At 68.2% G+C, this 25846-nt stretch carries 26 protein-coding genes; 15 read left to right on the top strand and 11 right to left on the bottom strand.

The window, feature by feature from the left end:
• Positions 1–11 precede the first annotated feature (11 nt).
• The 5 genes from V6D00_00525 to V6D00_00505 form a co-directional block, all read right to left on the bottom strand.
• Entirely contained in the window at positions 12–674 is a 663-nt protein-coding gene (locus V6D00_00525; protein HEY9897638.1) for a phosphatase PAP2 family protein, read from the bottom strand.
• A 77-nt stretch (positions 675–751) separates the two neighbouring features.
• The gene (locus tag V6D00_00520; GenBank protein HEY9897637.1) at positions 752–1942 is read right to left on the bottom strand and encodes a trypsin-like peptidase domain-containing protein; all 1191 of its coding nucleotides are present in this window, start codon (positions 1940–1942) and stop codon (positions 752–754) included.
• A gap of 113 nt (positions 1943–2055) precedes the next feature.
• Entirely contained in the window at positions 2056–3042 is a 987-nt protein-coding gene (locus V6D00_00515; GenBank protein HEY9897636.1) for a sigma-E factor regulatory protein RseB domain-containing protein, read from the bottom strand.
• Positions 3042–3512 carry a zf-HC2 domain-containing protein gene (locus tag V6D00_00510; protein ID HEY9897635.1) on the bottom strand — a complete coding sequence of 157 codons (471 nt, stop codon included), beginning with the start codon at positions 3510–3512 and terminating at the stop codon, positions 3042–3044. The genes V6D00_00515 and V6D00_00510 overlap by 1 nt, the downstream gene beginning before the upstream one ends.
• Positions 3509–4096 carry a sigma-70 family RNA polymerase sigma factor gene (locus tag V6D00_00505; protein ID HEY9897634.1) on the bottom strand — a complete coding sequence of 196 codons (588 nt, stop codon included), beginning with the start codon at positions 4094–4096 and terminating at the stop codon, positions 3509–3511. Before V6D00_00505 ends, V6D00_00510 begins: the two co-directional genes overlap by 4 nt.
• A gap of 125 nt (positions 4097–4221) precedes the next feature.
• On the opposite strand from V6D00_00505, the gene V6D00_00500 reads away from it, so the two are divergent.
• The 6 genes from V6D00_00500 (at position 4222) to rnz (ending at position 10272) form a co-directional block, all read left to right on the top strand.
• On the top strand, positions 4222–5223 hold the full coding sequence (locus tag V6D00_00500; protein HEY9897633.1) for a hypothetical protein: 1002 nt from the start codon (positions 4222–4224) through the stop codon (positions 5221–5223).
• 184 nt (positions 5224–5407) lie between these two features.
• Positions 5408–6796 (top strand): signal recognition particle protein, encoded by a 1389-nt coding sequence (ffh, locus tag V6D00_00495; protein HEY9897632.1) that lies wholly within the window; start codon positions 5408–5410, stop codon positions 6794–6796.
• 36 nt (positions 6797–6832) lie between these two features.
• Complete coding sequence (gene rpsP, locus V6D00_00490) at positions 6833–7096, top strand: 30S ribosomal protein S16 (protein HEY9897631.1); 264 nt, start codon at positions 6833–6835, stop codon at positions 7094–7096.
• A gap of 9 nt (positions 7097–7105) precedes the next feature.
• Positions 7106–7345 carry a KH domain-containing protein gene (locus V6D00_00485; protein HEY9897630.1) on the top strand — a complete coding sequence of 80 codons (240 nt, stop codon included), beginning with the start codon at positions 7106–7108 and terminating at the stop codon, positions 7343–7345.
• 93 nt (positions 7346–7438) lie between these two features.
• A complete protein-coding gene (locus V6D00_00480) occupies positions 7439–9250 on the top strand; it encodes a long-chain fatty acid--CoA ligase (GenBank protein HEY9897629.1) in 1812 nt (603 codons plus the stop codon).
• A gap of 74 nt (positions 9251–9324) precedes the next feature.
• Positions 9325–10272: a ribonuclease Z gene (gene rnz, locus V6D00_00475; GenBank protein HEY9897628.1), complete on the top strand. Its 948-nt coding sequence runs from the start codon at positions 9325–9327 to the stop codon at positions 10270–10272.
• A 45-nt stretch (positions 10273–10317) separates the two neighbouring features.
• Here rnz and V6D00_00470 read toward each other — a convergent pair whose 3' ends face one another.
• Complete coding sequence (locus V6D00_00470) at positions 10318–11097, bottom strand: hypothetical protein (protein HEY9897627.1); 780 nt, start codon at positions 11095–11097, stop codon at positions 10318–10320.
• Between the two features lie 274 nt (positions 11098–11371).
• Positions 11372–12715: a helix-turn-helix domain-containing protein gene (locus V6D00_00465; GenBank protein HEY9897626.1), complete on the bottom strand. Its 1344-nt coding sequence runs from the start codon at positions 12713–12715 to the stop codon at positions 11372–11374.
• 301 nt (positions 12716–13016) lie between these two features.
• Here V6D00_00465 and clpB point away from each other — a divergent pair, with 301 nt between their 5' ends.
• Positions 13017–15620, top strand: a complete 2604-nt coding sequence (clpB, locus tag V6D00_00460; protein HEY9897625.1) for an ATP-dependent chaperone ClpB — start codon at positions 13017–13019, stop codon at positions 15618–15620.
• A 52-nt stretch (positions 15621–15672) separates the two neighbouring features.
• Here clpB and V6D00_00455 read toward each other — a convergent pair whose 3' ends face one another.
• Together V6D00_00455 and mutL are read right to left on the bottom strand one after the other, a co-directional pair.
• Complete coding sequence (locus V6D00_00455; GenBank protein ID HEY9897624.1) at positions 15673–16335, bottom strand: hypothetical protein; 663 nt, start codon at positions 16333–16335, stop codon at positions 15673–15675.
• Positions 16336–16432: 97 nt separating this feature from the next.
• Entirely contained in the window at positions 16433–18256 is a 1824-nt protein-coding gene (mutL, locus tag V6D00_00450; protein ID HEY9897623.1) for a DNA mismatch repair endonuclease MutL, read from the bottom strand.
• Positions 18257–18363: 107 nt separating this feature from the next.
• Here mutL and V6D00_00445 point away from each other — a divergent pair, with 107 nt between their 5' ends.
• The 4 genes from V6D00_00445 (at position 18364) to V6D00_00430 (ending at position 21407) form a co-directional block, all read left to right on the top strand.
• A complete protein-coding gene (locus V6D00_00445) occupies positions 18364–19089 on the top strand; it encodes a hypothetical protein (protein HEY9897622.1) in 726 nt (241 codons plus the stop codon).
• A gap of 31 nt (positions 19090–19120) precedes the next feature.
• Entirely contained in the window at positions 19121–19897 is a 777-nt protein-coding gene (locus V6D00_00440; protein HEY9897621.1) for a DnaJ domain-containing protein, read from the top strand.
• Between the two features lie 85 nt (positions 19898–19982).
• A complete protein-coding gene (locus tag V6D00_00435; protein ID HEY9897620.1) occupies positions 19983–20588 on the top strand; it encodes a flagellar FliJ family protein in 606 nt (201 codons plus the stop codon).
• A gap of 15 nt (positions 20589–20603) precedes the next feature.
• The gene (locus V6D00_00430; GenBank protein HEY9897619.1) at positions 20604–21407 is read left to right on the top strand and encodes a flagellar hook-length control protein FliK; all 804 of its coding nucleotides are present in this window, start codon (positions 20604–20606) and stop codon (positions 21405–21407) included.
• 81 nt (positions 21408–21488) lie between these two features.
• Here the strand turns inward: V6D00_00430 and V6D00_00425 are convergent, their stop codons facing one another.
• Positions 21489–21839, bottom strand: coding sequence for a hypothetical protein (locus V6D00_00425; protein ID HEY9897618.1), 351 nt, complete (start codon positions 21837–21839; stop codon positions 21489–21491).
• Between the two features lie 73 nt (positions 21840–21912).
• Complete coding sequence (locus V6D00_00420) at positions 21913–22596, bottom strand: hypothetical protein (GenBank protein ID HEY9897617.1); 684 nt, start codon at positions 22594–22596, stop codon at positions 21913–21915.
• Positions 22597–22763: 167 nt separating this feature from the next.
• Between V6D00_00420 and alr the strand changes: the two genes are divergently transcribed.
• From alr to V6D00_00400, 4 genes are all read left to right on the top strand, one after another.
• Complete coding sequence (gene alr / locus V6D00_00415) at positions 22764–23942, top strand: alanine racemase (protein ID HEY9897616.1); 1179 nt, start codon at positions 22764–22766, stop codon at positions 23940–23942.
• A gap of 133 nt (positions 23943–24075) precedes the next feature.
• Complete coding sequence (locus tag V6D00_00410) at positions 24076–24417, top strand: c-type cytochrome (GenBank protein HEY9897615.1); 342 nt, start codon at positions 24076–24078, stop codon at positions 24415–24417.
• Between the two features lie 163 nt (positions 24418–24580).
• A complete protein-coding gene (locus V6D00_00405; GenBank protein ID HEY9897614.1) occupies positions 24581–25069 on the top strand; it encodes a Rieske 2Fe-2S domain-containing protein in 489 nt (162 codons plus the stop codon).
• Between the two features lie 19 nt (positions 25070–25088).
• Positions 25089–25838, top strand: coding sequence for a cytochrome b N-terminal domain-containing protein (locus V6D00_00400; protein HEY9897613.1), 750 nt, complete (start codon positions 25089–25091; stop codon positions 25836–25838).
• Positions 25839–25846: the final 8 nt, after the last annotated feature.

The following is a 25846-nucleotide window of genomic DNA, read 5'->3' as shown; positions in this document are numbered from 1 at the left end:
GGCCCGGGGGATCAGAACTGCCTAGCGAAGCCGAAGGTGAGCGCGTCGCTTCCAGGGACCACTTTCCCCGAGATAGGCCAGCCGAGGCGATCCGTCACCTGGCTCATCCCCCAGGTCGTGACCTTGCCCGCCCCGTAGCCCAGAAGCGCCCCCGCCAGCAGGTCGGTGGGGTAGTGGACCCCGTTGTACATCCGCGAGTAGCTGATGAGGGCAGCCAGGCCGTAGGCCGGCCAGGCGTAATCCGGCCGCGCGTCGGCGATCGCCGTGGCCGCCGCGAAGGACACGGCCGCATGGCCCGAGGGGAAGCTGTTGGGATCCGTCTCCCACTTTCCGCTCGGCGTGCGCAGCGAGGGGTCCGCCGCGAAGGGCCGCGGCCGCTCGAAGAGCGGCTTGATCAGCATGACGCTCATGCCGGCGAGCCCCTCGGCGACGAAGGCCGCGGCGGGGGCCTTGAAGGTGGTGTGGTCGGCCGCCACCGCGAGGGCGAGCGGAGCGCCCAGCAGGAAGACGTTGTTGGACAGCAGGCCCATGGGCGCATCCAGCGCCGGCGACCCGAGGGTGTTGACCCCGCGCACGATCGAGAGATCGAGCGAGGGCGCTTCGGGCTCGGCCAGGGCGTTTTGCGGCAACGCGACGATCGCCGTAGCGAGGCAGATGCTTGCGAATGCTTTCATGATTTTTCCTCCCTCAACGGCACAGGCGCCCATTATCGCAGAAGAACCCGCGACAATGGGCGCCTGTGAAGAGAGGGCTATTCGCCGTCGTCCGGCTGCGCCTCCATGGGCTGCTGCTGCTCTTGCGCAGCGTTGGCGACCCGCTGCGGCATCTGGCCGAGGGTGACGTCGAGGGTCTTCTTCTGGCCCTCGCGGTTGACCAGCAAGGAGACCTTCTCGCCGACCTTGAGGGTACCCACCGCGACGATCAGGTCGTGCGCGTTCTTGACGGGCTTGCCGTTGAGCGCCTGCACCACGTCGCCGGTCGTGAGGCCCGCCTTGGCGGCCGGGCCCCTGGGGTCCACCTGGGCGACGATCACCCCGGCATCCACCGGGTAGAACATGGCCTGGCGGTTGTCGGGCAGGTCCTTGAGGCCCACCCCCAGCCAGGCGCGCTCGACCTTGCCCTTGGCCTCGAGCTGGGGAATGATGCGCGAGACGGTGTCCACCGGCACCGCGAAGCCGATCCCCTGGGCGTGGGCCGCCACCGCCGTGTTGACCCCGATCACCTCGCCCTTCATGTTGAGCAAGGGCCCTCCCGAGTTGCCCGGGTTGATGGGCGTGCTCGTCTGCAGGAAGCCGACCCGGTTGTTGAGCGAGACCTCGCGGTCCATGGCGCTCAGGATGCCGGCGGTGACCGAGTGGCTCAGGCCCAGCGGGCTGCCGATGGCGACCGTCCACTGGCCCACGCGCAGGCTCTTGGGGTCGGCGAGCTTGAGGGCGGGCAGGTCCTTGGCCTCCACCTTGACCAGCGCGAGGTCGCTGCCGGGGTCGGTGCCGATCAGCTTGCCCTTGAACTTGCGGCCGTCCGGCAGGGTCACGCTCAGCTCGGTGGCGCCCGCGACCACGTGGTTGTTGGTGACGATCAGGCCGTCGGGGCGCACGACGAAGCCCGAGCCGACCCCCTTCTGCTGGACGATCCGCTGGCGCTGCTGCATGGGCTGGCCGTTGAAGAAGTCATCCAAGGAAAAGGGATTGAACGAGTAGGCGGGAACCCGCCGCTCGCTGACCGTGTCGATGTTCACCACCGCCGGCCCCACCCTGTCGACCAGGTCCGCGATGACCTCGGTGCCGCTGGCGACGACCGGCATGGGAGCGGTGGTGGGCGTCGCGAAGGCGGGCTGGGCTTCGACGGCGGGCTTGGCGGCGAGCACCGCCGCGGCTCCGATGGCGCCCCCGCCGGCGCCGATCACCAGGGTGAGGGCAGCGGGTATCACGCGCATGCGCATGGGCGTTGGACTCCTTTCGGGCGTAACGTTCGGACGTAACGTGGACGTGTGACGCGATCGCTCTCAATAGACCAACGAGGGATCGAAAAAGTTCCCCGCAAGCGAGCGATCGCTCAGGGGGCCGTGGAGGCCGCGATCTTGGTCAGCTCGCTCTGGGCGAGGTCGCCCACCAGCGAGTAGGAGCCGTTCGGCATCTCCCAGCAGAGCATCCGGTGGGAGCCGTGGCCCAACACGTGGCCGCGGCCGCCCTCGAAGGTGACCTCCCGAGCGTCTTCGGGCATGGGGGGCATGCTCTCGCGGGTCGCCTGGAACAGCGAGAGCATACCGAGCCCGTCGCTGAGGCGCCAGTGGACGTTGCGGACGCCCTTGCTCTCGAAGACCTGGACGTCGAGCACCTCGAAGCCGGCGGGCAGGTAGCTCGGCAGCCTGGGTGTGAACGGCAGCTCCACGTCGATTTCATCGAGGGTCTGGCCCGAGGCCAGCACCTGCACCGAGCTGCCCACCTTCGCGCGAGGGGGAAGGGTGAACTCGAAGGCGTCGGGCTTCAGCGCGGTCTGGACCTGGATGGAGCGGAACTCGCTGCGATCGAGGACGAGGCCCGAGGGGCTCAGGTGCTCGGTCCTGAGCGCCAGGCCCGTCGCCACGTCCATCCAGAGGCGCTGGCGCGAGCGGCCCGGGTGCAGAGGAACGATCTCGACGATGCGGGTCGGACGCCCGAGGACCGTCGCGCGCGAACCCACCTCGAGCCGGAAGTTGCGAGACAGCAGGCGCTCGCTGACCATCGGGCGGCGCAGGCCCAGCGTCGAGGGGGTGATGTCGACCCGCTGGGTCCTCGGCGAGTAGTGCCAGCGCGTCTTGCCGTTGTCCACCACCAGCTCGCCGGCCATGCGCGCGGGCGAGACGACCTCCTGCCTGCGGCGATCGCCCGCGCCGTGGGTCACCCTGAGGACGGTGCGGCCGTTGACCACCAGCTCGCCCACGTAGGGGACCTGGCCGGCCTGGACCAGGCGCGCGAACGAAGGCTCGGCGGTGGCCTGGGCCGAAGGAGAGAGGAGGGCCAGGACCGAGAGCGAGGCGATACCGAGGGCGAATTTGCGCATCATTCCCCCTGGAGCTGGAAGGTGGCCTCGATGGCGTCGATGGAGGGGCCACCGCTGAAGGGCGCGGGCTCCTCCTGGGCGGTGAAGATGGCGTGCTCGCGCCAGTAGGCGTCGAGGCTCGCGGGAGGCGGGGCGGGCCTCAGCGCGGTGTAGGCGACCACCACGGCGACCGCGCCGGCCGTGGCCACCCCCCAGGGCAGCGGGCGCGCCCACCAGGCGCGGATCAGGCCCTCGCGCCGCAGGGTGAAGGCGACGGCCTCCCAGCAGTCGGTGCCCGGCAGGAGGCGCGGCAGGGCGCGCAGGGCCTGGAGGGTGGCGAGCAGCTCCGCCAGGTGCCGGGTGCACGCCGGACAGCCCGAGAGGTGGGCGTGGAGCCAGTGGGCCTCGTCCGGCGAGACGCAGTCGTCGATGTAGCTCGAGAGCTGCAGCTTCGCATGGTCGCAATCCATCACCGGATCCTCCGTTCTCATCCCAGATACTCCTTGAGCCAGCGCATGGCCTGGGTCCGCGCCCGCGCCAGCCTCGACTTGACGGTCCCGAGGTTGGCGCCGGTCGTGGCCGCCACCTCCTCGTACGAGAGCCCCTCCACGTCGCGCAGGATCAGCACCGCCCGGAACTCGGGACTCAGCTTGGCCAGCGCCGCCTGGATCTTGTCGCCCAGCTCCTCTCCCAGCAGGACCTCGTCCGGAGGCCGCTCCCCGGAGGGGATCTGGCTGCCGCGGGTCTCGCCCCCCTCCTCGCCGAGCGGATCGTCGAGGCTGTCGTAGGGCTGCGTCCGCTTGATCTTGTCCGCCTGGGTCAGGCAGACGTTGGTGGCGACCCGGTAGATCCAGGTCTTGAGCGAGGAGTCGCCGCGGAAGGTCTTCAGGCCGCGAAAGGCGCGGATGAACGCCTCCTGCACCGCGTCGTCGACCTCGGCCGCGTTCCCGAGCATCCGCGTCGCCAGGGCGTGGACCATGGGGTGGTAGCGTCGAAAGATCGCCTCCGCGGCGCGCTTGTCGCCTTGTTGGTAGGCCTTGATGAGTGCTGTTTCGTCTGCCGCGTTGGGGTTCATGCTCCACCCTTATACCACGAGACTCGCTCAGCCCCGATTAGGTTCCCGTCGGGTCCCCCTTCGTTTCAGGCGAATGCTTTCGGGCATAAGTTGGAAGCGTTCGTCCTTCACGCCTTCGAGGTCCCATGATTCCCAAGCGTCCCGTCGCCTCAGCCCTCTGCGCCCTCGTGGCCGCCTGCGCCCTCTTCCCGGCGAGCGCCATGGCCTGGGCCGATCACGACCTGTTGACCCGCGAGATCCTGCGCGAGGTCTCGTGGCTCAACCAGTACCGAGCGATCAAGGTGACCCCCTACACCTACGCCGCGCAGGAGAAGGGGATCAACCCCGACTACAAGCCCGTCTACCTCGACAAGCTGGTGGGCGAGACGACCAACGCCCGCGAGGTCATGATCCGGTACGCGGACGAACCGGACTGGGGCCTCGACGACGGCCTCTCGGCCTCGCCCGCCCAGGCCCTGGCCGGCGGATCCCGCGGCTACCGCCACCGGAGCTACCACCTGGCCAACGGGGTCGTGAAGCTCGGCGAGGGACCCGCGCGCTCCAGGGCCTACTACGACCTCGCCCGCGTCGCCTTCAACAAGAAGGACACCTACTGGGGCTTCCGCTTCCTGGCGCGATCGGTCCACTACCTCGAGGACATGGGCCAGCCCTACCACACCAAGCCGATCCTGTGGCGCCAGCTCCTGGACGCCAAGCTCGACGCCAAGCGCCTCTCGACGCTTTCGACCAACCTCAACGCCTACTACGAGGCCTACGTGAGCCACCACCTGCGCAAGCAGGCGGCAAAGGGCCGTGGCAAGTGGATCGGGGCCATCCAGGACGCGAAGCCCGCGGACGTCTTCGACGCCGAGGCGGCGGCCGTGGCGCTGGCGGACTTCTCCAACGCGCGCGCCCCCGAGCTGCTGGATGCCCTCGATCGCTTCTGGCCCAAGCGGGTCAAGAGCACCAAGGCCGTGCAGCCCATCCGGGTTTCGGACCTCGAGCCCGCCGAGCCGCCGCCCTCCTTCGGGACCATCGACGAGATCACCACCCTCGATCTGCACGTCACCAGCAAGATGGTGCGGGGCCTGATGGCCCTCGCCAAGCGCGACCTGCTCGCCCCGCGCCCGGAAGAGGACCTCGACTAGAGCGAGCGCCCGGCGAATTGACGGTTGGCGTGGCGATCGCCTATAATGTTAAATCTTGGCTAAGAGTGCCAAACAAAACCAGGCTTCGGTCGATTTTGGCCGCCGTGAGCGGCTAGGCGGAACAGTTTTGTTTGACCCTCAGCATCGCTTGGCCGAGACCGTTTCCGGATCCGATCGGAGCACCATGTTCGAATCGCTGAGCGATAAGCTCCAAGACGTCTTCAAGAAGCTGCGCGGGCAGGGCAAGATCACCGAGGAGAACATCTCGGAGGCCCTGCGCGAGGTGCGGCGTGCCCTGCTGGAGGCCGACGTGAGCCTCGCGGTGGTCAAGGAGTTCGTCGCCAAGGTCAAGGAGCAGGCCCTCGGCGTCGAGGTCATGCAGGGCCTCAACCCGGGCCAGCAGTTCATCAAGATCGTCAACGACGAGCTGGTCGCCTTGCTCGGCGGCGAGCGCTCGCCTCTGGCCGATGCGCACCCCGGCCCCACGATCATCCTGATGGCCGGCCTCCAGGGCTCGGGCAAGACCACCACCTCGGGCAAGCTCGCGCTGTACCTGCGCAAGAAGGGCCGCAACCCCCTGCTCGTCGCCTGCGACGTCTACCGGCCCGCCGCCATGAAGCAGCTCGAGGTCCTGGGCAAGCAGATCAACATCCCGGTCTTCCTGAAGGAAGGCGCGAGCGATCCGGTCGCCATCGCCACCGAGGCCGTCGCCTTCGCCAAGAGCAACGGCAAGGACTACGTCATCGTCGACACGGCGGGCCGCCTGCACGTGGACGAGGCGATGATGGACGAAATCCGCCGCCTCAAGGCCGCCCTGGCCCCGCAGGAGATCCTCCTGGTGGTCGACGCCATGACCGGCCAGGACGCGGTCAAGATCGCCGAGAGCTTCCATGCGGCCCTCGACATCACGGGCGTGGTGCTCACCAAGCTCGACGGCGACACCCGCGGCGGCGCTGCGCTGTCGGTCAAGCAGGTCACCGGCCGCCCCATCAAGTTCGCGGGCGCCGGCGAGAAGCTCGACGCCCTGGAGCCCTTCCACCCCGACCGCATCGCCACGCGGATCCTCGGGATGGGCGACGTTCTCACCCTGATCGAGCGCGCCCAGGAGAACATCGACGAGGCCGAGGCCAAGAAGCTCGAGGAGAAGTTCCGCAAGGCGGAGTTCGACCTCGAGGACTTCGTGGGCCAGATGCGCCAGATCAAGAAGCTCGGCTCGCTCTCCGCGATCTTCGAGATGCTTCCCATCGGCAAGATGCTGGGGGTCGACATCAGCAAGGATCAGCTGGCGGAGGGCGAAAAGCAACTGAAGCGCATCGAGACGATCATCGGCTCCATGACGCCCAAGGAGCGCCGCAACCCGAAGCTCCTCGATATGTCGCGCAAGCGGCGTATCGCCAGCGGCTCGGGCACCTCGGTCCCCGAGGTGAACAAGCTGCTCAAGGATTTCGAGAACATGCGCCAGATGATGAAGCAGTTCGGGAAGTTCGAGAAGCAGATCGGCAAGAAGATGCCCAAATTCCCACAAGGCTTCGGTGGGGGCGGATTTCCGTTCCCGCCCAACAAGAAGCACTAGGTCGACTTTATCAAGCGACAAGGAGGTGATACAGACATGGTGAAGATCCGTCTCAAGCGCATCGGCGCGACCAAGAAGCCCAAGTACCGTATGGTCGTGGCTGATGGCCGTTCCCGTCGCGATGGCCGGGTGATCGAGGAGATCGGTTTCTACGATCCCCAGAAGGAGCCCGCTGAGGTTCGCATCAACGAGGAAGCCGCTCTCAAGTGGCTCCGGACCGGCGCTCAGCCCTCCGACACCGCGCGCGAGCTGCTCAAGAAGATCGGCGCGTTCGAGAAGCTCTCGAACCCGACCGTCTAAGGAGGCCTCATGGACCCCGTTGCCGTTGCCGACATCATCCTGCAGGGCATCGTCTCGAACCCCGAGGCGCTGCGCATCGAGCGCAGGGATGATCCGGACGCGATCCGCCTCGGCGTCCAGGTCGATCCCGACGACGTCGGGAAGGTCATCGGGAAGCAGGGCCGGACGATCAACGCGATCCGGACCGTCCTGAGGGCCGCCGGGGCCAAGCAGCAAGAGCCGATCTACCTGGATCTGCTCAACGAGTAGGTGATATTCGGCCACGAGGGCGGGAAGCAATAAGCTTCCCGCCCTCGTGGTATGGTTATAGGGTGCGCCGACGCACCTGAAGGAGGACAACCGATGCTGGAAACCCTCGTCGCCATCTACCACCACACCATGGAGCGCAACCGGGATCGGGTGGGCTTCAGGTACAAGCAGGATGGGAGATGGCACGACATCACCTTCGGCGAGATGGACCGGCGGGTGAGCGCGCTCGCGGCCTCCTTGATCGAGGCGGGCGTGCGCCCGGGCGATCGCGTCGGCCTGCTGAGCGAGAACCGGCCCGAGTGGGTCCAGACGGACCTGGCCATCCAGCGCATCGGCGCCATCAACGTGCCGATCTACATGACCCTCTCGCCCAAGCAGCTGGCCTACATCATCGACGACGCGCGGCCGCAGGTCATGGTCTGCTCCAGCAGCGACCAGCTCGACAAGGTCCTCGAAGCGGCCAAGGAAACCGATTCCCTCCGGCTGGTGGTGGCCATGGACGCCCGGCCGGCCGAGGACGCGGGGCTTTCGGTCGTGAGGTTCGCCGACTTCGTCGCCGGGGGCGAGGCCCTCGGCGACAAGCACGCCCAGGAGATTTCGCTGCGCGAGGAGGCCGTCGAGCCCCAGAGCGTCGCCTCGATCATCTACACCTCCGGGACCACCGGCAACCCCAAGGGCGTCATGCTCAGCCACCGGAACCACGCGACCAACGCGAGCTCGGTGTTGGACCTGATCGACCTGCGCTCCGATGACAGCGCGCTGAGCTTCCTGCCCCTCTGCCACGTCTTCGAGCGCGTCGCCTACTACGCCTTCCTCATGAAGGGGGCATGCACCGCCTACGCCGAGTCCATGGACACGATCGCCGCCAACCTGGTCGAGGTCAAGCCGACCTTCATCATCAGCGTGCCGCGGGTGTACGAGAAGATCCGCGCCCGCGTGCTCGGCTCGGTCAACGAGGGCTCCCTCGTCAAGCGCGCCCTGTTCACCTGGGCCCTCGATCTCGGCCGGCGCGTCTTCCTGGCCCGCGAGCAGGGTCAGGAGCCCGGTCCCTGGACCGCCATGGAGCTCAAGCTCGCCGACCAGCTGGTCTTCTCCAAGGTCCGCGAGCGCACCGGAGGCCGCCTGCGCTGCTGCATCTCGGGCGGGGCGGCGCTGCCGCGCGAGGTGGGGATCTTCTTCCAGGTCCTCGGCATCACCGTGCTCGAGGGCTACGGCCTCACCGAGTCCTCGCCGGTCATCGCCGTCAACCGTCCGGGCCGCGTCCGGATGGGCACCGTGGGCCAGGCCTTCACCGACGTCGAGATCACGATCGCCGAGGACGGCGAGATCCTGGCCCGGGGCCCCAACATCATGCTCGGCTACTTCAACAACGAGGAGGCGACGCGCGAGGCCATCACCCCCGACGGCTGGCTGCACACCGGCGACGTGGGCGTCCTGAGCGCCGACGGCTACCTGACCATCACCGATCGCAAGAAGGAGATCCTGGTGATGTCGAACGGCAAGAACGTCGCGCCCCAGCCCATCGAGGGGGCCCTGGCCCTGAGCCCGTTCATCGCCCAGGCGATGGTGGTGGGCGACGGCCGCAACTACGTGACGGCGCTCATCGTGCCCAACTTCGAGAACCTCGCCAAGGAGGCCAAGGACCGGGGCTGGCCCGAGACGACCCCCGAGGCGCTCGTCGCCAAGCCCGAGGTCAAGGCCCTCTTGCGGCGCGAGATCGACCTGCAGACCAAGGACTTCGCCCGCTACGAGCAGATCAAGGAGTTCGCGATCCTCGCCGAGGAGTTCAGCCAGGCGACCGACGAGCTGAGCCCGAAGCTCTCGCTCAAGCGCCGCGTCATCCTGAAGCGCCGCCACGAGGCGATCGACGCCCTGTACGGCAAGGCCCCGATCAGCGCGCACTGACCCCGCTCGCCATCCCGCTCGACCAGGAGGCGCCCCCGCTCGGGGGCGCCTCTTGGCTGTGCTAGACTGGGGGTATGGAACTAAGCGTGCTATTTCTGGGGACCGCAGGCTCGGTCCCGACCCCGCAGCGAGGCCTCTCCGCCACCCTCATCCAGCGCGGGAGCGAGCGCTTCCTGGTTGACTGCGGGGAGGGCACCCAGCGCCAGCTGATCCGCATCGGGATCGGCATCAACGACATCTCGCACGTGCTCATCACCCACCTGCACGCCGACCACTACCTCGGCCTGCCCGGCCTGGTGAAGACCTGGCAGCTCTGGGGCCGCACCGACCCGGTTGCCGTCTACGGCCCGCGGGGCCTGCTGGACTTCCAGGACGTCCTGAAGCGCCTCATCGGCAAGACCGACTTTGCGGTGACCTACCACGAGATGGCGCCGGGGGGCGACATCCCCTTCGAGGACTACCGGATCGAGGGGATCGCGACCGACCACAAGATCAGCAGCATCGGCTACTCCCTGGTCGAGGACCCGCGTCCCGGCCGCTTCGACGCCGAGTGCGCCCGATCGCTGGGCGTGACGCCCGGCCCCGACTTCGGCCGCCTCCAGCGCGGCGAGACGGTCACGGGTTCGAACGGGCCGGTTTTGCCCGAGCAGGTGATGGGCGAGGCCCGGCCGGGGCGCAAGGTCGTCCTGACGGGGGACACCCGCCCCTGCCGCAGCGTGGTCGAGGCCGCACGCGGCGCGGATCTGCTGGTCCACGACTCGACCTTCACCGTCGAGGAGGCCGAGCGCGCCCGCAACACCATGCACTCCACGGCCGCCGAGGCGGCCCAGGTCGGCAAGGACGCGGAAGTGAAGCTCCTCGCCCTGACCCACATGAGCTTTCGCTACCTGCCGCGCCACATCATCCAGGAGGCACGCGGGGTCTTCGACCGGATCGTGATGCCCAGCGACTTCGACCGCCTGGTCATCCCCCTGCCCGAGAAGGGCGAGGCCTACATGGTCAAGTCGGAGCTGGTCTCCTAGCGCCCGAAAAACCAGCCCCCCTGACGGGGGGCTGGGGGGGACGGATCAGTAGCTCCAGTGCAGGCCCGCGCCGACGCTGGTCGCGCCGCCGAGGCTGCCCGGCAGCCCTGCGCCGATGCGCAGCGTCACCGAGGGCGAGAGCCCGAGATCGAGGCCCACGTTGCTGCCCTCGACGGCCCCGTTGGTTCCGAAGCTCGTGTCGGCGATCAGGCCGATGGAGTCGGTGAGGTTGAGGTAGCCCCCCACCCCCAGCGCGAAGCGGGTCGTGGGCGCCAGCTGGTTGGCGATCGCCCCCGGCGCCATCATGGCGCTGCCCCAGTTGGGGTAGAGGCCGAGCGCGAGCCGGCTGGTCGACGTCAGGCCGAACATCTTGGAGATGGGCACGCCGACGGCGAAGCCCAGGCTGGGCGCGCCGTTGGCGTCCACGTTGAGGGCCGCTCCGGCCTGGCCCGCCAGGTCGAACAGCCCGCCCGAGCGCTCCTGCAGGAGGCCGAACTTCCCCGCCACGTCTATGCGGCCCGCCCACGGCGTGGTGGCGTAGCCGGTGATGCCCGTGTTGAGCTGGGCGGCGCCGCCCAGGGAGGACTGGCTGCTCAGGGAGAGGGCGTTGCCCGTGTAGCCGAAGCCGAGCCCCGCGCCGGCCGCCGGCATGCCCAGGGCGGCGGCGCCGCCGGGGTTGAGCTGAAGGGTCGCCGAGGTGATCGCGCGCCCCTCGGGGATCACGTCGCCGCGCGGCACGGCGATGAAGTTCATGGGGGGCAGGCGCGATTCGGACGCCATGGGGGCCGAGACGCTGTACCCGCCCGAGGGCTGCGAGGTTCGCATCTGCGCCTGGCTCGGCAGGGCCCAGATGATTCCAATCCCGAGAGACAACGTCGCCGTCAAGGCTTTCGTCGCCAGAGTCGCCATCACCCGCCTCCTTTCAATCGCTGTGAGGTCCTCCCGATACCGTCCTTTGCCAGAGAGACGCTTCGAGATTTAGGCGCGACGCTACCATGCCCCCCCGGTAAGAGACAAGATGCCAGCAGGCCATCCCCGGAACGCCGCGAGGGACCACCAAGACGGCGGTCCCTCGTAGTTTGAGGAAGGGCTGGGGCGACTATCGCTTGATGGTCGAGACGATCTGGTTCATCTTGAGGCCCAAATGGAGCATCAGGCGGTTCTCCGAGTCGTCCAGGTCGATCTGGGTGATGTCCCGGATGCGCTCGAGGCGGTACTTGAGGGTGTTGCGGTGGATGAAGAGCCGGTCCGAGGTCTCGGTGAGGTTGCCGTTGCACTCGAGGAAGGCCGTGAGCGTCTTGACCAGCTCCTTGTCGGCCTGCTGGTCGTACTCGAGCAGGCGCTGGAGGGCCTCGCAGAAGAACTCGTTGGGGTTCTGGGTCTGGGCGAACTGCAAGAGCATGCGGTAGATGCCGAGCTCGGCGAAGCAGGCGATGGTGTTGGTGCCGTTGAGGGCGCGGCCGATCTTGACGGCGTGCTGCGCCTCGCGGTAGGCGCGGGGGATCGAGAGCAGGTCGTTGTACAGCTGGCCGACCCCGATCGAGGCCCCCCAGCCGGCGGATCCCGCGAGGACCTTCTGGCGGATGGTCTCGGCCAGGTGCTTGATCTTGTCGAGGGTGGGCTGGCCCTCCTTGATGGGGTAGAGGATGGTGGCGCCCTGGGTCTGGGTGATGACCAGGGCCTGCCTGAAGGAGAGCAGGGAGTTGAGGTTGTTCGCGAGCTTCTTGACCTCGTCGGGCAGGAGCTCCTCGTTGGGGACCTGGTCGAACTCGACGGTCAGCGCCCAGTAGGCGCTGGACAGCTGGTAGCCCAGGTAGGTGGCGCGGCGGTGGAGGGTCTCGGGCGAGATGTTGCCGTTGGAGAAGAGCAGATCGCGGAAGAAGTCGCGCCTGAGCTTTTGCTCGTTCTCCGCGATGCCCTTCTGCTTGAGGAGCTCGATGGCGACCGCATGGACGCCCGCCATGAGGAACTCGGGCGCGAGAGCCCCCGCCTTGCCGTCGGTGTCCACGCACGAGAGGTAGCCCATGATCTCGCCGCCGACGACGATCGGGCAGAGGTGGCGGGGCTCCTTGCTGCCCTCGCCGCCGGGGATGGTCAAGAGCCCCTTCTCGGTGCGCATCTGGCGCAGGGTGCCCGCGTCCTCGAGCTCCTTGAGGATGGCGACCGGGGTGCCGCTGGAGGCGACGATCTCGTCGTAGGTGGGCGAGGCGACGTTCGCCGGTGCGCCGTGCCCAAGGAGGTTGAACTGCCGGTCCTCGATCAGGACGGGGGCGTCCAGGTCGTGGGCGATCGCCTTGGCGACGGCCTCGAGGCCGGCCCCGTCGAGCGCGAGCTGGGTGAGGTTGATCGAGAGCGCGAGGGCGGCCGGGGAGAAGGCGCTTTGCTGGCCTGCCGTGGCCCCGTTGGCGTGCGGGTCGCTGGTCCCCGGAACGTAGAAACTCACGTGCATCCTGAATCCCTCCCTCGAAAGCGGCCCGACGGTGCGGAAGAAGCGCCTGGAGCCCATGGGGATCGGGGTCCTCACGGGCCGCCGAGTATCGATTTGTAAAGTGTTGTTACAACTTAACATAAGTTAACAGCTTAGGCAAGCGAGGATCGCGCAACTCGCCCGGATCCCGCCCGGGGCTTCACTTCTCCCCGCTCGGGGAGGATCCACTTGACATCCGGCCACTCAAGTTATATGACTTTGAAATCTCGCGATCGCCCCCCGCCCTGACGCGCCCATGCAACAAAAGGAGGCTCAGATGCGCTTCGACCGCTTCACCATCAAAGCCCAGGAGGCCTTGCAGGAGGCCCAGGGTGCCGCCGAATCGCGCAACCAGCAGCAGGTCGAGCCCGAGCACCTGCTCTTGGCGCTGGTCGAGCAGGCGGAAGGCACCGTCGATCCGCTCCTGCGCAAGCTCGAGATCCAGCCCCAGGCCTTCGCCGAGGAGCTGAAGGGGGATCTCGCCAAGCTTCCCGCGATCCAGGGCGCGGGGGGATCGGTCTACGTCTCCGCGTCGCTCAAGGCCGCCCTCGACCTCGCATGGAGCGAGGCGCAGCGCCTCAAGGACGACTACGTCTCGACCGAGCACCTGCTGCTTGCGATCGCGGACCCCGCGATCAAGAGCCGAGGGGGCGATCGCCTGCGCGACAAGGGCGCGACCAAGGACCGCCTCTACTCGGCTCTGGCCGCCATGCGCGGCAGCCACCGGGTCACCGACGCCAACCCCGAGGCCAAGTACCAGGCCCTCGAGAAGTACGCCCGGGACCTGACCCGGGTGGCATCGTCGGGCAAGCTCGACCCGGTGATCGGCCGGGACGAGGAGATCCGCCGGGTGATCCAGGTGCTCAGCCGGCGCACCAAGAACAACCCGGTGCTCATCGGCGAGCCGGGGGTGGGCAAGACGGCGATCGCCGAGGGCCTCGCCCAGCGCATCGTCTCGGGCGACGTGCCCGAGGGCCTCAAGCACAAGCGGGTGGTCGCGCTCGACATGGGCGCGCTCATCGCGGGGGCCAAGTTCCGGGGTGAGTTCGAGGACCGGCTCAAGGCCGTCCTCAAGGAGGTGACCGACGCCCAGGGCGAGGTGATCCTCTTCATCGACGAGCTGCACACCATCGTGGGGGCAGGGGCCGCCGAGGGCTCCCTGGACGCCTCCAACATGATCAAGCCGGCGCTGTCTCGCGGCGAGCTGCGCTGCGTGGGCGCCACCACCCTCGACGAGTACCGCAAGCACATCGAGAAGGACGCGGCCCTCGAGCGCCGCTTCCAGCCGGTGATGGTCCCCGAGCCCTCGGTCGCCGACACGATCTCGATCCTGCGCGGCCTCAAGGAGCGCTACGAGGTCCACCACGGGGTCAAGATCGCGGACGCGGCCCTGGTGGCGGCGGCCGTCCTGAGCCACCGCTACATCGCCGATCGCTTCTTGCCGGACAAGGCCATCGACCTGGTGGACGAGGCCAGCAGCCGCCTGCGCATCGAGATCGACTCCATGCCCACCGAGCTCGACGAGCTGGAGCGCCGGATCACCCAGCTCCAAATCGAGAAGCAGGCCCTCAAGAAGGAGTCGGACGCGGTCTCGGTGGATCGCCTCAAGGCGATCGACGCGGAGCTTGCGGGGCTCAACGAGCGGCGCACGGCCCTGCGCGGGCAGTGGCTGCAGGAGAAGGAGCTCATCGCCCGCATCTCCGCGGTCAAGGAGAAGATCGAGGCCGCCAAGATCGCCCAAGCCAAGGCCGAGCGCGAGGGGGATCTCGCCAGGGCCGCGGAGCTGCGCTACGGCACCATGCATGCGCTCGCCAAGGAGCTCGAGGACGAGACCGCGCGCCTATCAGAGACCCAGCGGGGCACCCAGCTGCTCAAGGAGGTCGTCGGCGAGGAGGACATCGCCGAGGTGGTCGCCAAGTGGACGGGGATCCCGGTCTCACGGCTGGTCGAGACCGAGCTCGCGAAGCTGGTCCACATGGAGGAGCGGCTCCAGGCTCGCGTGATCGGCCAGAGCGACGCGATCAAGGCGGTCTCGAACGCGGTGCGCCGTGCGCGCGCCGGGATCCAGGACCCCAATCGCCCCATCGGCTCCTTCATCTTCCTCGGGCCCACGGGCGTCGGCAAGACCGAGCTCGCCCGCGCGCTCGCCGCCTTCCTGTTCGACGACGAGAACGCCATGGTCCGCATCGACATGAGCGAGTACATGGAGAAGCACGCCGTCAGCCGCCTGGTCGGCGCCCCTCCCGGCTACGTCGGGTACGACGAGGGCGGCCAGCTCACCGAGGCGGTGCGGCGCCGGCCCTACGCGGTGGTGCTCTTCGACGAGATCGAGAAGGCCCACTACGACGTCTTCAACCTCTTCCTCCAGATCCTGGACGACGGGCGCTTGACGGACAGCCAGGGCCGCACCGTGGACTTCCGGAACACGGTGATCATCATGACCTCGAACATCGGCTCGCCGTTGATCCAGGACCTGGCCGCCCAGGGCCCCGAGGCGACCCGCAAGGCCGTCATGGACGAGCTGCGCTCGCACTTCAGGCCCGAGTTCCTGAACCGGGTGGACGACGTCCTGATGTTCCACGCGCTCAGCCTGGACGAGATCAAGCGGATCGTGGACATCCAGCTGGAGAAGCTGCGCCAGCGCCTCGCCGAGCGCAAGATCGGCCTGGACCTGAGCGAGTCGGCCAAGGAGATGCTCGCCCGCGAGGGCTTCGATCCGATCTACGGGGCGCGGCCGCTGAAGCGGGCAATCCAGAACGAGATCCTGAACCCGCTCTCGCTCAAGCTGCTGGAAGGGGCCTTCCACGACGGCGATCGCATCCGCATCGACGCGGTGGACGGCGCCCTGCGCTTCGAGAAGGAGGCGCCCCAGCCCGCCTAGCTTCCTCCCCGCCCCACCGGGGGGCGGGGGAATCGCCCTTGGTGGATTCTCGCTAGAACGTCAGGCGAATGCCGGCGATGCTGCTCCCGAACAGGGTCGCCTCGAAGCCCCAGAGCTTGAAGGCGGCTTCCGGCAGGAACTGGAGGGCAGGGAAGTAGACGGTGCTGCTGGGGGTCGTGACCGAGGCGGTGCGTCCATCGCCGGGCCGCCACGCGTCGCTGCCGAAGGCCCAGGGCGTCCCGCCGTTCTGCCCGGCCCCCAGGTAGTAGGTGAGCCCGACGGGGTAGCGCAGCACGAACCAGCCGGTCAGGGGGAGCGAAAGCAGCACGTAGCCGCTCGCGGCCCCCATGTATCCCACGGCCCCCGTCACGTCGCGGACCCTTGAGTCCGCGAGCGCCGCGACCTGGTCCGCCGGAACGCTCATGCGGCCGCCGAGGGCCAGGTTCCAGCCGTCGTTCTTGCCGATGAGGCGGTAGGTCGCATGAGCGCCGACCCCGCTCCAGGCGGTCCCCACGTCCTCCGAGCGGGCATCGACTCCGACGGTCAGGTGATCGCTCAGGCCGAGATCCAGCGAGAAGGCGCCCTTGTCGACGCCGACGGCCCAGTGGCCCCCGGTGATGTCGCTGCGCGGGCCGGTGCCCGCCAAGGCGGGAGAGGCTGCGCAGGCGCCGAGTACTGCGGCGAGCAGGGCGGTCATCCAGTCACGTCGACGCATGGGGGGTGCTCCTTTCCTTCGAACGATGCCAGGAGCAATCTAGCGCTCCGCGATCACATGATCGCTCACATGCCGCGATTCTCGTTCCGAGAAAGCGCTAGCTCCGCAGGCAGCGGCGCTGCAGCTCGTTCATGCCGAGCAAAAAGCCCGTGGGGCGGCCGTGGGGGCAGGTGAAGGGCTGGTCGCACTTGCGCCACAGCTCGACGATCCGCTGCATCTGCTCCATGGTGAGGCGATCGCCCGCGCGGGTGGCCGAGTGACAGGCGATGGTGACCCGCCACTTGTCCTCCTTGTTCGCGGGCGAGACGAAGCGCGCCTCGGCCGCCTTGCCCAGCAGGTCCCGAACCGTCTGCTCGGCCTCGGCCATGGGCAAGAAGCCGGGAACCGCCCGGATCGCCCAGGTTCCCTCTCCGAAGGGCTCGATGACGAAGCCCAGTTCGCCCAGAGGGGCGAGGTGATCGGCGAGCGCCTCCTGCTCGGCGGGGCCGAGCGCGAGGGTCAGAGGCAAGAGCAGCTCCTGGCTCGTGACCTCGGCGGGGGTCATGTGCTCGTAGAGGTAGCGCTCATGCGAGTTGTGCTGGTCCAGGAGGTAAAGCCCGTCCGGGTGCTCCAGCATGATGAAGGTGTCGTGCAGCTGCCCGATGATCTTGACCTTGTCCCAGGGGAAGGTGTCCTCGCGGCCGGTGGCCACCACCGGCGCGGCCCCTGCCGGCAGGGGCACCTGGTAGACCGGGCGGGGCTCGGCGGCCGTGGGGGCGCTGGGCGCGAAGGCCGGGCGGTAGGCGTCGAAGGCCGCCCGGTTCTGCTCGACGGTGGGGCGCTCGGCCTGACCCCTGAAGGCAGGAGAGCCCGAGAAGCCGGCCCCAGTCGAGGCGCCGGGCGCCGGGATCGACGGGGCGAAGGCCGGCGCCGCCCCGAACGCGGGCATGGGCTGCGGGCTCTTGAGCAGGGCGCGAGCGACCGCCTCGCGCACCAGGATGAAGAAGCTCTGGGAATCCGCCAGGCGGATCTCCTTCTTGGTGGGGTGGACGTTCACGTCCACCCGAGCCGGATCGACCGTCAAGGAGAGGATGTAGAGGGGGTGACGACCGTGGGGGATGTGGCCCATCAGGGCCTCCTCGACGGCCCTGGCGAGCATCGGGTGGCGCACGGCGCGGCCGTTGAGGAAGAACCACTGCTTGGAGCGATCGCTGCGGATCAGCTCCGGCGGGCTCACCAGGCCCTGGACGGTGCCGTGGGGGCTCTCGCCCGAGACCGGCAACAGCTGGCCTGCGATCTCGCCGCCGAGCACCAGGCGCGCGGTGGTCTCCAGGTCGAAGGCGCCCGCGGTGTCGAAGACGTTGCGCTCGTTGACCCTGAGGCTGACGTGGATCCCTGGGTGCGCCAGGGCGAGGGCGGTGACGGTCTCGCTCACGTGAGAAAGCTCGGTCGAGTCGGCGCGCAGGAACTTGCGCCGGGCGGGCGTGTTGAAGAACAGGTCCTCCACGCGCATGGTCGTGCCCTCGGGGCAGCCCACCGGGGTGACCACGGGCTCGGCGCCCCCCTCGAGGTAGACCCTCACGCCGGAGTCGGCGCCGCGCCGGCGGGTGGTGCAGGTGACCTTCGCGATCGAGGCGATCGAGGGCAAGGCCTCGCCGCGAAAGCCCATGGTCGTGAGCTTCCAGAGGTCCTCGGCGTCCTGGATCTTGCTGGTGGCGAAGCGCTCGAAGGCGATGGGCGCCTCGTCGGGGGGCATTCCCAGGCCGTCGTCCACGATGGTGAGCGTTCGCCCGCCGTCCGAGGCGATCACCTGGATCCGCGTCGCGCCCGCGTCGATGGCGTTCTCGACGAGCTCCTTGACCACGGAGCTCGGTCGCTCGACGACCTCGCCCGCGGCGATCTGGTTGGCGATGTGGAGAGGAAGGCGCTGAATCTTCGACATGGCCCTATTCTATCATCGCGTCTGCCCTGCAATCGAGCGCCTCTCCTGGGTAGAATACCCGTAGGACCCCGCGCCAGAGGGGGGGACTCGATCACGGGGGGCAAGCCATGCATCCGGAAGACCATTTCGAGGATCGACCCGACCTGTGGCGCCCGGCGCCCGGCGAGGCCCTGGAGCTCGACCTCGACAACCCGAGCCAGCTCTCCTTCGCCATCCTCAACGTGGCCGGCCTCTCGGAGGCCGAGGTCACCCGCGTGGTGGATCACCTGGTGGCCATCGGCCAGCCCTACCAGGCGGCGCGCTGCCTCGAGATCGTGGCCCAGCAGCAGCTCGGCCTCGACGTCTCGGGCCACCAGCTGATCGACCAGGGCAGGCCCGGCTTCGGCCTCTTCCACAACCTGATCCGCGACATGCTGCGCGCCGGCACCCTCTACGACCGATCCAGGCGCCCGCGGACCGCGGACGCCGCCTACCGGCGCGCCTTGATCTTCGTCGAGGAGGCCCTGCGCAGCTTGCCGGGCTACTCCAGCGACAGCAACGCCGAGATGTGGGGGGTGGGGCTGGCCTTCGAGCTGGCCGGCCACTGCTGCGTGGCCCTCGACGACACGAGCGGGCTGGAGTATTATCAGGCTGCCGAGCGTTTCTGGAGCCGGGCCCTGCGCCTGCGTCCCGAGGCGATCTCGCAGTGGACCCACCACCCGGTCACGCGAACCGTCATCAACTGCCTCTCGCCTGCCGTCGAGCGCCGTTCGCTCGACGACGAGTGCCTGGAGCACCTGCTGACCAGTGACTACCAGACCCGGCTCGACACCGCCATGAGCCTGTTGCGCTAGACACTCTCGCGTAAAGAGAAGGAACGACCCCGTGGACTTCGCCCAGGATGATGATCACTACGCGGTGCTTGGCGTCGAGACCGACGCGGATGACGCCACCATCCGCAAGGCCTACAAGAAGCTTGCGGTCAAGCTGCACCCGGACAAGTACGTCGACAAGAGCGACGCCGAGCGCGAGGCCGCCCAGGCGGCCTTCGCCAAGGTCTCCCTTGCCTACAACGTCCTAAAGGATGCCGAGCAGCGCAACGAGTACGACTTCATGCGCCAGATGGGCGCGGGCAACCCCGATCTTGCCTTCGAGGGAGCACCGCGCGTCCTGAGCGCCGAGGAGCTGGCCGAGCGCCGCGAGCTCGCCGACAAGAAGTTCCGCATCGGCCAGGCCTACCAGATGGACAAGAAATTCCGGCCGGCCATGGACGCCTTCAAGGAGGCCATCCGGATCGATCCCGACGTGGCCCAGTACCACACCATGCTGGCGGTGACCTACCAGCGCCTGGGCTGGCTCTCCTACGCCATGACCGAGGTCCAGGCCGCCCTCAAGCTCGAGCCCAAGGACCAGCTCGCCCTCAAGATCCGCAGCCTGATCCGTGCCCAGGAGAAGGCCCAGGAGGAGGAAGAGGAAGCCCGAGCGGCCAAGGACAAGAAGGGCAAGAAGAAAAAGAAGGGCAAGGGCGAGCCCGAGCCCGTCTCGGCTGCCGCCAAGCGCAAGGCGGCCGCCAAGGCCAAGGTCACCAAGCAGCTCAGCTTCAAGAAGAAGCGCACCTCCCTGCTGCAGACGCTCCTGGGGGCGATCTTCGGCCGAAAGTAGCCCGTTTCCCCGCTTTGCGCTCCGGGTATGTTTCCCTCGGTTGAAACCGTTCGCGCAAGCGCCTGCGGCTTTTTAAGGAGGCGGCATGGCCGGCAAGTTCAAGTACCGCCTGCAGAATGTCCTCAACATGCGCGTCAAGAACGAGGACAACCTCAAGCTCGCGCTCGCCGAGCTCAAGCGCGCGCTTCAGGTCGAGCAGGACCTGCTCGACGACCTCAGGCTCCGCGAGCAGACCGCCCAGCGCCAGATGAACCAGCACCTCGAGGCAGGCCGCACCGCGGACGTGCAGATGGCCAACGACTACGCGGCCTCCTTCAAGGACAAGATCGCCGCCCAGCAGAAGAAGCTTCAGCTCGCCCAGGACAGGGTCGCCCAGGGCGAGGTCGCCTACAAGAAGGCCCAGCGCGACAGCGAGATCATCAAGAAGCACAAGGAGAAGCTGCACGAGCGCTGGCTCGCCGAGGAGAAGCGCCTGGAGGGCATCCGGGGCGACGAGATGGCCGCCAACATGTACCAGGCCAAGCAGCGGGTGCGCCGCTCCCAGGAGGAAGAGGACGCCGAGTACGAGGAGCGGCGCGCGGCCATGGAGCAAAGTGAGCTCATGCTCGCCGAATCCGCCTGGATGCAGGGGTTCCTGGCGACCGCCCAGGCCGAGGCGGAGCGCCTGAACGCCGAGTGGGGACGCAACTAAAGAAGGGGGGCCACGATGAACCTGAACGCGTTTGTTCCCATTTCCGTTCCCGCCGAGCGCATGGCGGCGCCTCCGAGCACCGACAAGATCAAGCAGGAGGACGAGGCGGCCGAGAAGCGCGTGGACGAGGCGCGCAGGGAGAAGCCGAAGGAGGCCTTCGACGCCCACCTCAACCGGGTGCTGCCGCCCGGCTGGGCCCCGGCCCCCGAAGTCGCCGCTCCCAGCGCCGCGGAGGCCTTCGCCGCACCGATCGCTTCGAGCGCCGCCTCCAAGCCCGCATGGCTCATGAAGGCCCTGGGCGATCTGGTCCAGCCCGCGGAAACCATGCCCCCGACCCAGCAGGTCGCCCTGCGCGTCTTCGAGCCCCTCCCGCTGTACCAGGCCAGCGAGGTGCTCGAGGCGGTCAAGGAGGGGGCTCCGATCCACGAGGCGCACTTCCCGAGCCTCTTCGTGGCGCAGATCTCGCAGCAGACCCAGAAGGGGGAGCCCGTCTCGCGCCTCTCGGTGCAGATCGCCCCGGAGCACCTGGGCCAGGTGCAGATGACCTTCACCCTCCAGAAGCAAGCGGTCGCCGTGTCGGTGGTGGCGGCCAACCAGCAGGCCAAGGACATGCTGGAGCAGCAGCTCGGCGCCATCCAGAGCGTGCTTTCCTCCTACAACCTCAAGCCCACGGAGCTGAAGGTGGAGGTGGCGCACCAGGGGGGCGGGGCCAACTCGGGCCAGTTCTCGGAGAACTCGGAGGGCTACCAGACCCCCAACCGCTGGGCGTTGCGCCGCGGAGGCGACCTCGACGAGGGGATCGACGTGACGGTCGGCTAGCTCGTTCGCACCCGACAAAACCGGGCATTCCAGTTATTTGGCCGCCGTGGGCGGCTTGGCGGAACAGTTTTGTCGAGCGCTCTAACGCCATTTCAGCCAGGAAGACCTGGGAGCGAGGCTCGCCTTGGTGCGGGCCTCGCTTTCATGGCGCGAGAGCCGGCTCTCCAGGACCCGGATCGTCTCGCGGGCGAAGTCGTAAGATTCGCGCAGGGCCATCAGCTCCTTGCACCGATCGGCGAGCACCCTGTCGGTCGCATGCCGGGCCGCGCGCTCGCGCTCGAGCTCGGCGCGCAGCAGCGCCCGCTCGTCGTCGTGGGCCTCCAGCGGGATGGCGGTGAGGACGGCGGCGATGCTCTCGAAGGATCGCCCTTGATCCTGAAGGGCCTTGACCTGGCGCAGGGCATGGGCTGCCTGGGTTTCTCGGGCTTCCATCAGGGCGGCTCCTCGAAGTAGGACGGGGAGCCCCATGCTAGCCCCTGCCGAGGAGCCTTCGCGGTGATGCGGGTTACTGGAGTCCGGCGATCGCAGGGGCGTAGTGGACCCGGACCTGGGTCGGCCGGGCCTGCGCGATCGCCGGGGCGACGGGTGCCACGGCGGGGCGGGCGGCCTGCCGCGCGGCGGCAGGGGCCTTCTCGTCCAGGTAGATGTAGACCGGCTTGTAGTGCACGCGGACCTCGGGCTCGGGGGCAAGGGCGGTCGCGGCGGGCGCGGCCTGCGCCACCGCCGGAGCCGGCTCGGCGTAGCTGGTGCGGGGGTGGGCGAAGAAGGCGCCGAGGCCGAAGGCGGTGACGGCGACCATGGCAAGGCGGCTCAGGGGCGAGCGCGTGACCTTGATGAGCGGGGAGATGCCGGGCAGCAGCATGCCGTAGCGAAGGGGGGTCCGCGTCTTGATCGCGCGCTTGGGGGCCGCGCGGCGAGCGGGCCTGGATCCGGGGCGGCTCGCCGCGTCCGGATCGAAGGCCTGGGCCTGCAGGCGCTGGATCATCAGCTCCATGGTCTTCGAGCGCACCACCGGGGTCTCGACCAGCTGGGGCTTGCGCGCCCCGGTGCGGCCCAGGTGGATGTAGCGCTGGAGCTTGACGCAATCGGGACAGTACTGGTCCTCGACGCAGTGGAAGCAGACCGGCAGCTTGCAGCGGCGGCAGTGGGCCACGGCTTCGATCTTGGCGTGTTGGTAGCAGGTTCGCATGGCAGCTCCTCGCCGGTCGGGGAAATCAGGGACCTTTCTAGGGTTGTCGACGCACGGGAAGCCAGCTTTCTTAACGCATGGCTAAGCTTGAAGAAAGCGTCGATTAAGAACAGCGCGACAAGGCGGCAGCCTTGTTGCCGCCCGGCGGCAGGGGCTATAATGAGGGGGTGAACCAGCTTCCCATCAGCAACCAAGACCTTTCGCCCCTCCCCATCCTCGACGGAGATCTGGAGGGGGCGGCCATGCGCGGCGCCTGGCTGGAGGTGGACCTGGGCGCGATCGCTTCCAACGTCCGAGCCCTCAAGGCGTGGGTGCCGCCCCATACCCACCTGATGGCCGTGGTCAAGGCCGACGGCTACGGTCACGGGGCCATGGCCGTCGCGCGTTCGGCACTCGGGGCCGGGGCCGACTGGCTGGGGGTCGCGACCGTGGCCGAGGGCCTGCGCCTGCGCGCGCTGGGATTCACCCAGCCCATGCTACTGCTCGGCCTGGTGGTCCCGGACGCCTACCGCACGGCCATCGCCTCCGATCTTCAGATGGTGGTGGGCTCCGAGGAGGCCCTGCGCCTCATCGCCGAGGCGGCCACCGAGCTCGGTCGCCCCGCCAAGATCCACCTCAAGGTCGACACCGGCATGACCCGGGTGGGGGCCGCCATGGAGCAGGCCGAGCCGCTCGCGCGCATGGCCCTCGCCTCGCCCCACGTCGAGCTGGTGGGCCTGATGAGCCACATGGCGACCGCCGACGCCCCCGATCCCGCCTACGCCGAGCTTCAGCTCGGGCGCTTCGCCGAGCTCGAGGCGCGCCTCGCCCTTCCCCCGTCGGTGCTCAGGCATGCGGCCAACAGCGCGGGGACCCTGCTCTTCCCTCAGGCCCACTACAGCATGGTCCGGCCCGGCCTGCTGATCTACGGCATCCCGCCGCGGCCGGACGCGCGGCTGCCCTTCTCGCTGAAGCGCGCCATGAGCCTCACGGCCCGGATCACCCAGCTGCGCGAGGTCCCCCCCGGCGTGCCGGTCGGCTACGACGGCACCTTCGTGACCGCGCGCCCCACCCGGCTCGCGGTCCTGCCCGCGGGCTACGCCGACGGCCTGCCCCGCGCCCTCTCGAACCGGCAGGCGGTCCTGGTCGGCGGGGTGCGCTGCCCCATCGTCGGCAACGTGTCCATGGACCAGTGCACCGTGGACGTCACCGAGATCGACGCCCGCCTCGGCGATCCGGCGGTGCTGCTCGGCGAGCAGCTCGGCGGATCGATCCAGGTCGAGGAGTGGGCCTCGGCGGCCGAGACCATCCCCTACGAGATCATCTGCGGCCTCGGCCAGCGCCTGCCCAAGGTCTATCGCTCCTAGATCCGGCGTCAGTCGCCCGGGCCCCCTCCTTATCTCTCGCTCGATCCGGGTAAACTACGGATTGCGCGGCCCCAGCTCCCCCGCTCACTATGGATCCGATTTGCGGGGCGGCATGATTGCTCGAAAGGAAGGCATGGTGCGAGGTTCCGGATGGCTGATCGCCGCAATCGCCTGGACGCTCTCAGTGCCCGCCTGGGCCGCGGAGTCGGGCGAGCATCTCTTCACCCGCAAGGGGTGCATCGCCTGCCACGCCCTCAAGGGGCATGCAGGAGCGGACGGGACCCTCGGTCCCGACCTCAGCAAGCTCTTCAAGGCGAAGCCCTCGCGCGACGCCAAGGAGCTTGCCGCTTTCATCCGGGATCCGCGATCCGAGCGCCCCGAAAGCGCCATGCCGACCTTCGGCCTGAGCCAGCAGGAGGCCGAGGCGCTCACGTCGTACTTGCTCACCCCGCGAACTCCGTCGCGTCGCCCCTGACCCCCCCCTCGATCCTCGCTATCAGGGACAAACATTCGTAAAGGGGCGGCAAACAAGCGGGGATTATGCTTTAATAGGGAAGCTTCAAGAGATCGTGTCTCCCCGTCTGGCCGGCCGGCGCGATCCGCATTGAAATTCTGCTTGCAGGAGGACACACCACAGTATGGCTACCAATCCTCAAGGGGGAGCGTCCGAGGCCGAAAAGGCGGACATGACGCGCCGGGCGTTCTTCGGCGCCGTCGGGTTCGGCGCCCTCGCCGCGACCCTCGGTGCCACCGCCATCGGCGGTATCCGCTACATCTTCCCGAACGTCCTGTACGAGCCGTCCAACCGCATCAAGATCGGCCTCCCCGCCAAGTTCGGCGCGGGCACCGTGACGTTCATCGCGGAGAAGAAGGTCTTCATTCGCCGGGTGGCCGAGGGCTTCCAGGCGATTTCGGCCGTTTGTCAGCACCTGGGCTGCACCGTCAACTGGACGGGCACGGACTTCATCTGCCCCTGCCACGGCTCGATCTACTCGGCCGACGGCAAGGTGGTCGCCGGCCCTGCCCCGCGCGCGCTCGATCACTTCTCGATCGAGACCTCCCGCGACGGGCAGATGGTGGTGGATCTCAGCAAAGTCATCACCTTGACCGATTTCTACAAGGCGTAGGCATCAGTAGGAGCACCTCGTGATCAACGACATCGCCAACAAATTCTTCGCGAGCAAGCTGTGGAGGTCGATCTTCCGCCACGGCATGCCGAACAACCCCAAGACCCAGTCCATGGTGACGTTCACCAACGTCTTCCTTCACCTTCACTCGGTGAAGTCGAAGGTCCGCAGCATGCGGATGAACACCACCTTCTGGCTCGGCGGCATCTCCTTGATGCTGTTCTTCCTGCTCTCGCTCACCGGCATCGTCCTGATGTTCTACTACATCCCCTCGACCGGGCTCGCCTACGACAACATGAAGGACCTCGAGTTCGCCGTGTCGTTCGGCATGCTGATCCGCAACATGCACCGCTGGTCGGCGCACATGATGGTTCTGTTCGTCTTCCTGCACATGTGCCGCGTCTTCTACGCGGGCTCCTACAAGGCGCCGCGCGAGTTCAACTGGGTGATCGGCGTCATCCTGGCGGTCTGCACCATGCTGCTGTCGTTCACGGGCTACCTGCTGCCCTGGGACCAGCTCGCTCTGTGGGCCATCACCGTCGGCTCGAACATGGCCAAGTACGCCCCATTCGTCGGCCCGGACATCAAGTTCGGCCTCCTGGGCGGCAACCTGGTCGGTCAGAACGCGCTGATTCGCTTCTACGTGCTGCACTGCATCGTGCTGCCCCTCGCGGTGCTGGTGCTGCTGGCGGTCCACTTCTGGCGCGTCCGCAAGGACGGCGGCATCGGCGACCCCAACGAGCCCGTCTCGCCCAACCTTCGCTTGTAATCAGGGAG

This window comes from Pantanalinema sp., assembly GCA_036704125.1.
In the GTDB taxonomy this organism is placed as follows: Bacteria; Cyanobacteriota; Sericytochromatia; order S15B-MN24; family UBA4093; genus JAGIBK01.
Note: the sequence above shows the minus strand (reverse complement) of the source record. Positions and strands in the feature narration are given on the sequence as shown.

What these genes read in the sequence shown, in the direction of transcription:
- V6D00_00500 (HEY9897633.1), top strand. Translation starts at nt 4,222, where the DNA reads ATGATTCCCAAGCGTCCCGTCGCCTCAGCCCTCTGCGCCCTCGTGGCC.
- V6D00_00480 (HEY9897629.1), top strand. Translation starts at nt 7,439, where the DNA reads ATGCTGGAAACCCTCGTCGCCATCTACCACCACACCATGGAGCGCAAC.
- V6D00_00515 (HEY9897636.1), bottom strand. Translation starts at nt 3,042, where the DNA reads ATGCGCAAATTCGCCCTCGGTATCGCCTCGCTCTCGGTCCTGGCCCTC.
- V6D00_00505 (HEY9897634.1), bottom strand. Translation starts at nt 4,096, where the DNA reads ATGAACCCCAACGCGGCAGACGAAACAGCACTCATCAAGGCCTACCAA.
- V6D00_00510 (HEY9897635.1), bottom strand. Translation starts at nt 3,512, where the DNA reads ATGAGAACGGAGGATCCGGTGATGGATTGCGACCATGCGAAGCTGCAG.
- V6D00_00425 (HEY9897618.1), bottom strand. Translation starts at nt 21,839, where the DNA reads ATGGAAGCCCGAGAAACCCAGGCAGCCCATGCCCTGCGCCAGGTCAAG.
- V6D00_00520 (HEY9897637.1), bottom strand. Translation starts at nt 1,942, where the DNA reads ATGCGCATGCGCGTGATACCCGCTGCCCTCACCCTGGTGATCGGCGCC.
- V6D00_00525 (HEY9897638.1), bottom strand. Translation starts at nt 674, where the DNA reads ATGAAAGCATTCGCAAGCATCTGCCTCGCTACGGCGATCGTCGCGTTG.
- V6D00_00455 (HEY9897624.1), bottom strand. Translation starts at nt 16,335, where the DNA reads ATGCGTCGACGTGACTGGATGACCGCCCTGCTCGCCGCAGTACTCGGC.
- clpB (HEY9897625.1), top strand. Translation starts at nt 13,017, where the DNA reads ATGCGCTTCGACCGCTTCACCATCAAAGCCCAGGAGGCCTTGCAGGAG.
- V6D00_00435 (HEY9897620.1), top strand. Translation starts at nt 19,983, where the DNA reads ATGGCCGGCAAGTTCAAGTACCGCCTGCAGAATGTCCTCAACATGCGC.
- rnz (HEY9897628.1), top strand. Translation starts at nt 9,325, where the DNA reads ATGGAACTAAGCGTGCTATTTCTGGGGACCGCAGGCTCGGTCCCGACC.
- V6D00_00410 (HEY9897615.1), top strand. Translation starts at nt 24,076, where the DNA reads ATGGTGCGAGGTTCCGGATGGCTGATCGCCGCAATCGCCTGGACGCTC.
- V6D00_00405 (HEY9897614.1), top strand. Translation starts at nt 24,581, where the DNA reads ATGGCTACCAATCCTCAAGGGGGAGCGTCCGAGGCCGAAAAGGCGGAC.
- ffh (HEY9897632.1), top strand. Translation starts at nt 5,408, where the DNA reads ATGTTCGAATCGCTGAGCGATAAGCTCCAAGACGTCTTCAAGAAGCTG.
- V6D00_00470 (HEY9897627.1), bottom strand. Translation starts at nt 11,097, where the DNA reads ATGCGAACCTCGCAGCCCTCGGGCGGGTACAGCGTCTCGGCCCCCATG.
- V6D00_00485 (HEY9897630.1), top strand. Translation starts at nt 7,106, where the DNA reads ATGGACCCCGTTGCCGTTGCCGACATCATCCTGCAGGGCATCGTCTCG.
- rpsP (HEY9897631.1), top strand. Translation starts at nt 6,833, where the DNA reads ATGGTGAAGATCCGTCTCAAGCGCATCGGCGCGACCAAGAAGCCCAAG.
- V6D00_00445 (HEY9897622.1), top strand. Translation starts at nt 18,364, where the DNA reads ATGCATCCGGAAGACCATTTCGAGGATCGACCCGACCTGTGGCGCCCG.
- V6D00_00420 (HEY9897617.1), bottom strand. Translation starts at nt 22,596, where the DNA reads ATGCGAACCTGCTACCAACACGCCAAGATCGAAGCCGTGGCCCACTGC.
- V6D00_00430 (HEY9897619.1), top strand. Translation starts at nt 20,604, where the DNA reads ATGAACCTGAACGCGTTTGTTCCCATTTCCGTTCCCGCCGAGCGCATG.
- mutL (HEY9897623.1), bottom strand. Translation starts at nt 18,256, where the DNA reads ATGTCGAAGATTCAGCGCCTTCCTCTCCACATCGCCAACCAGATCGCC.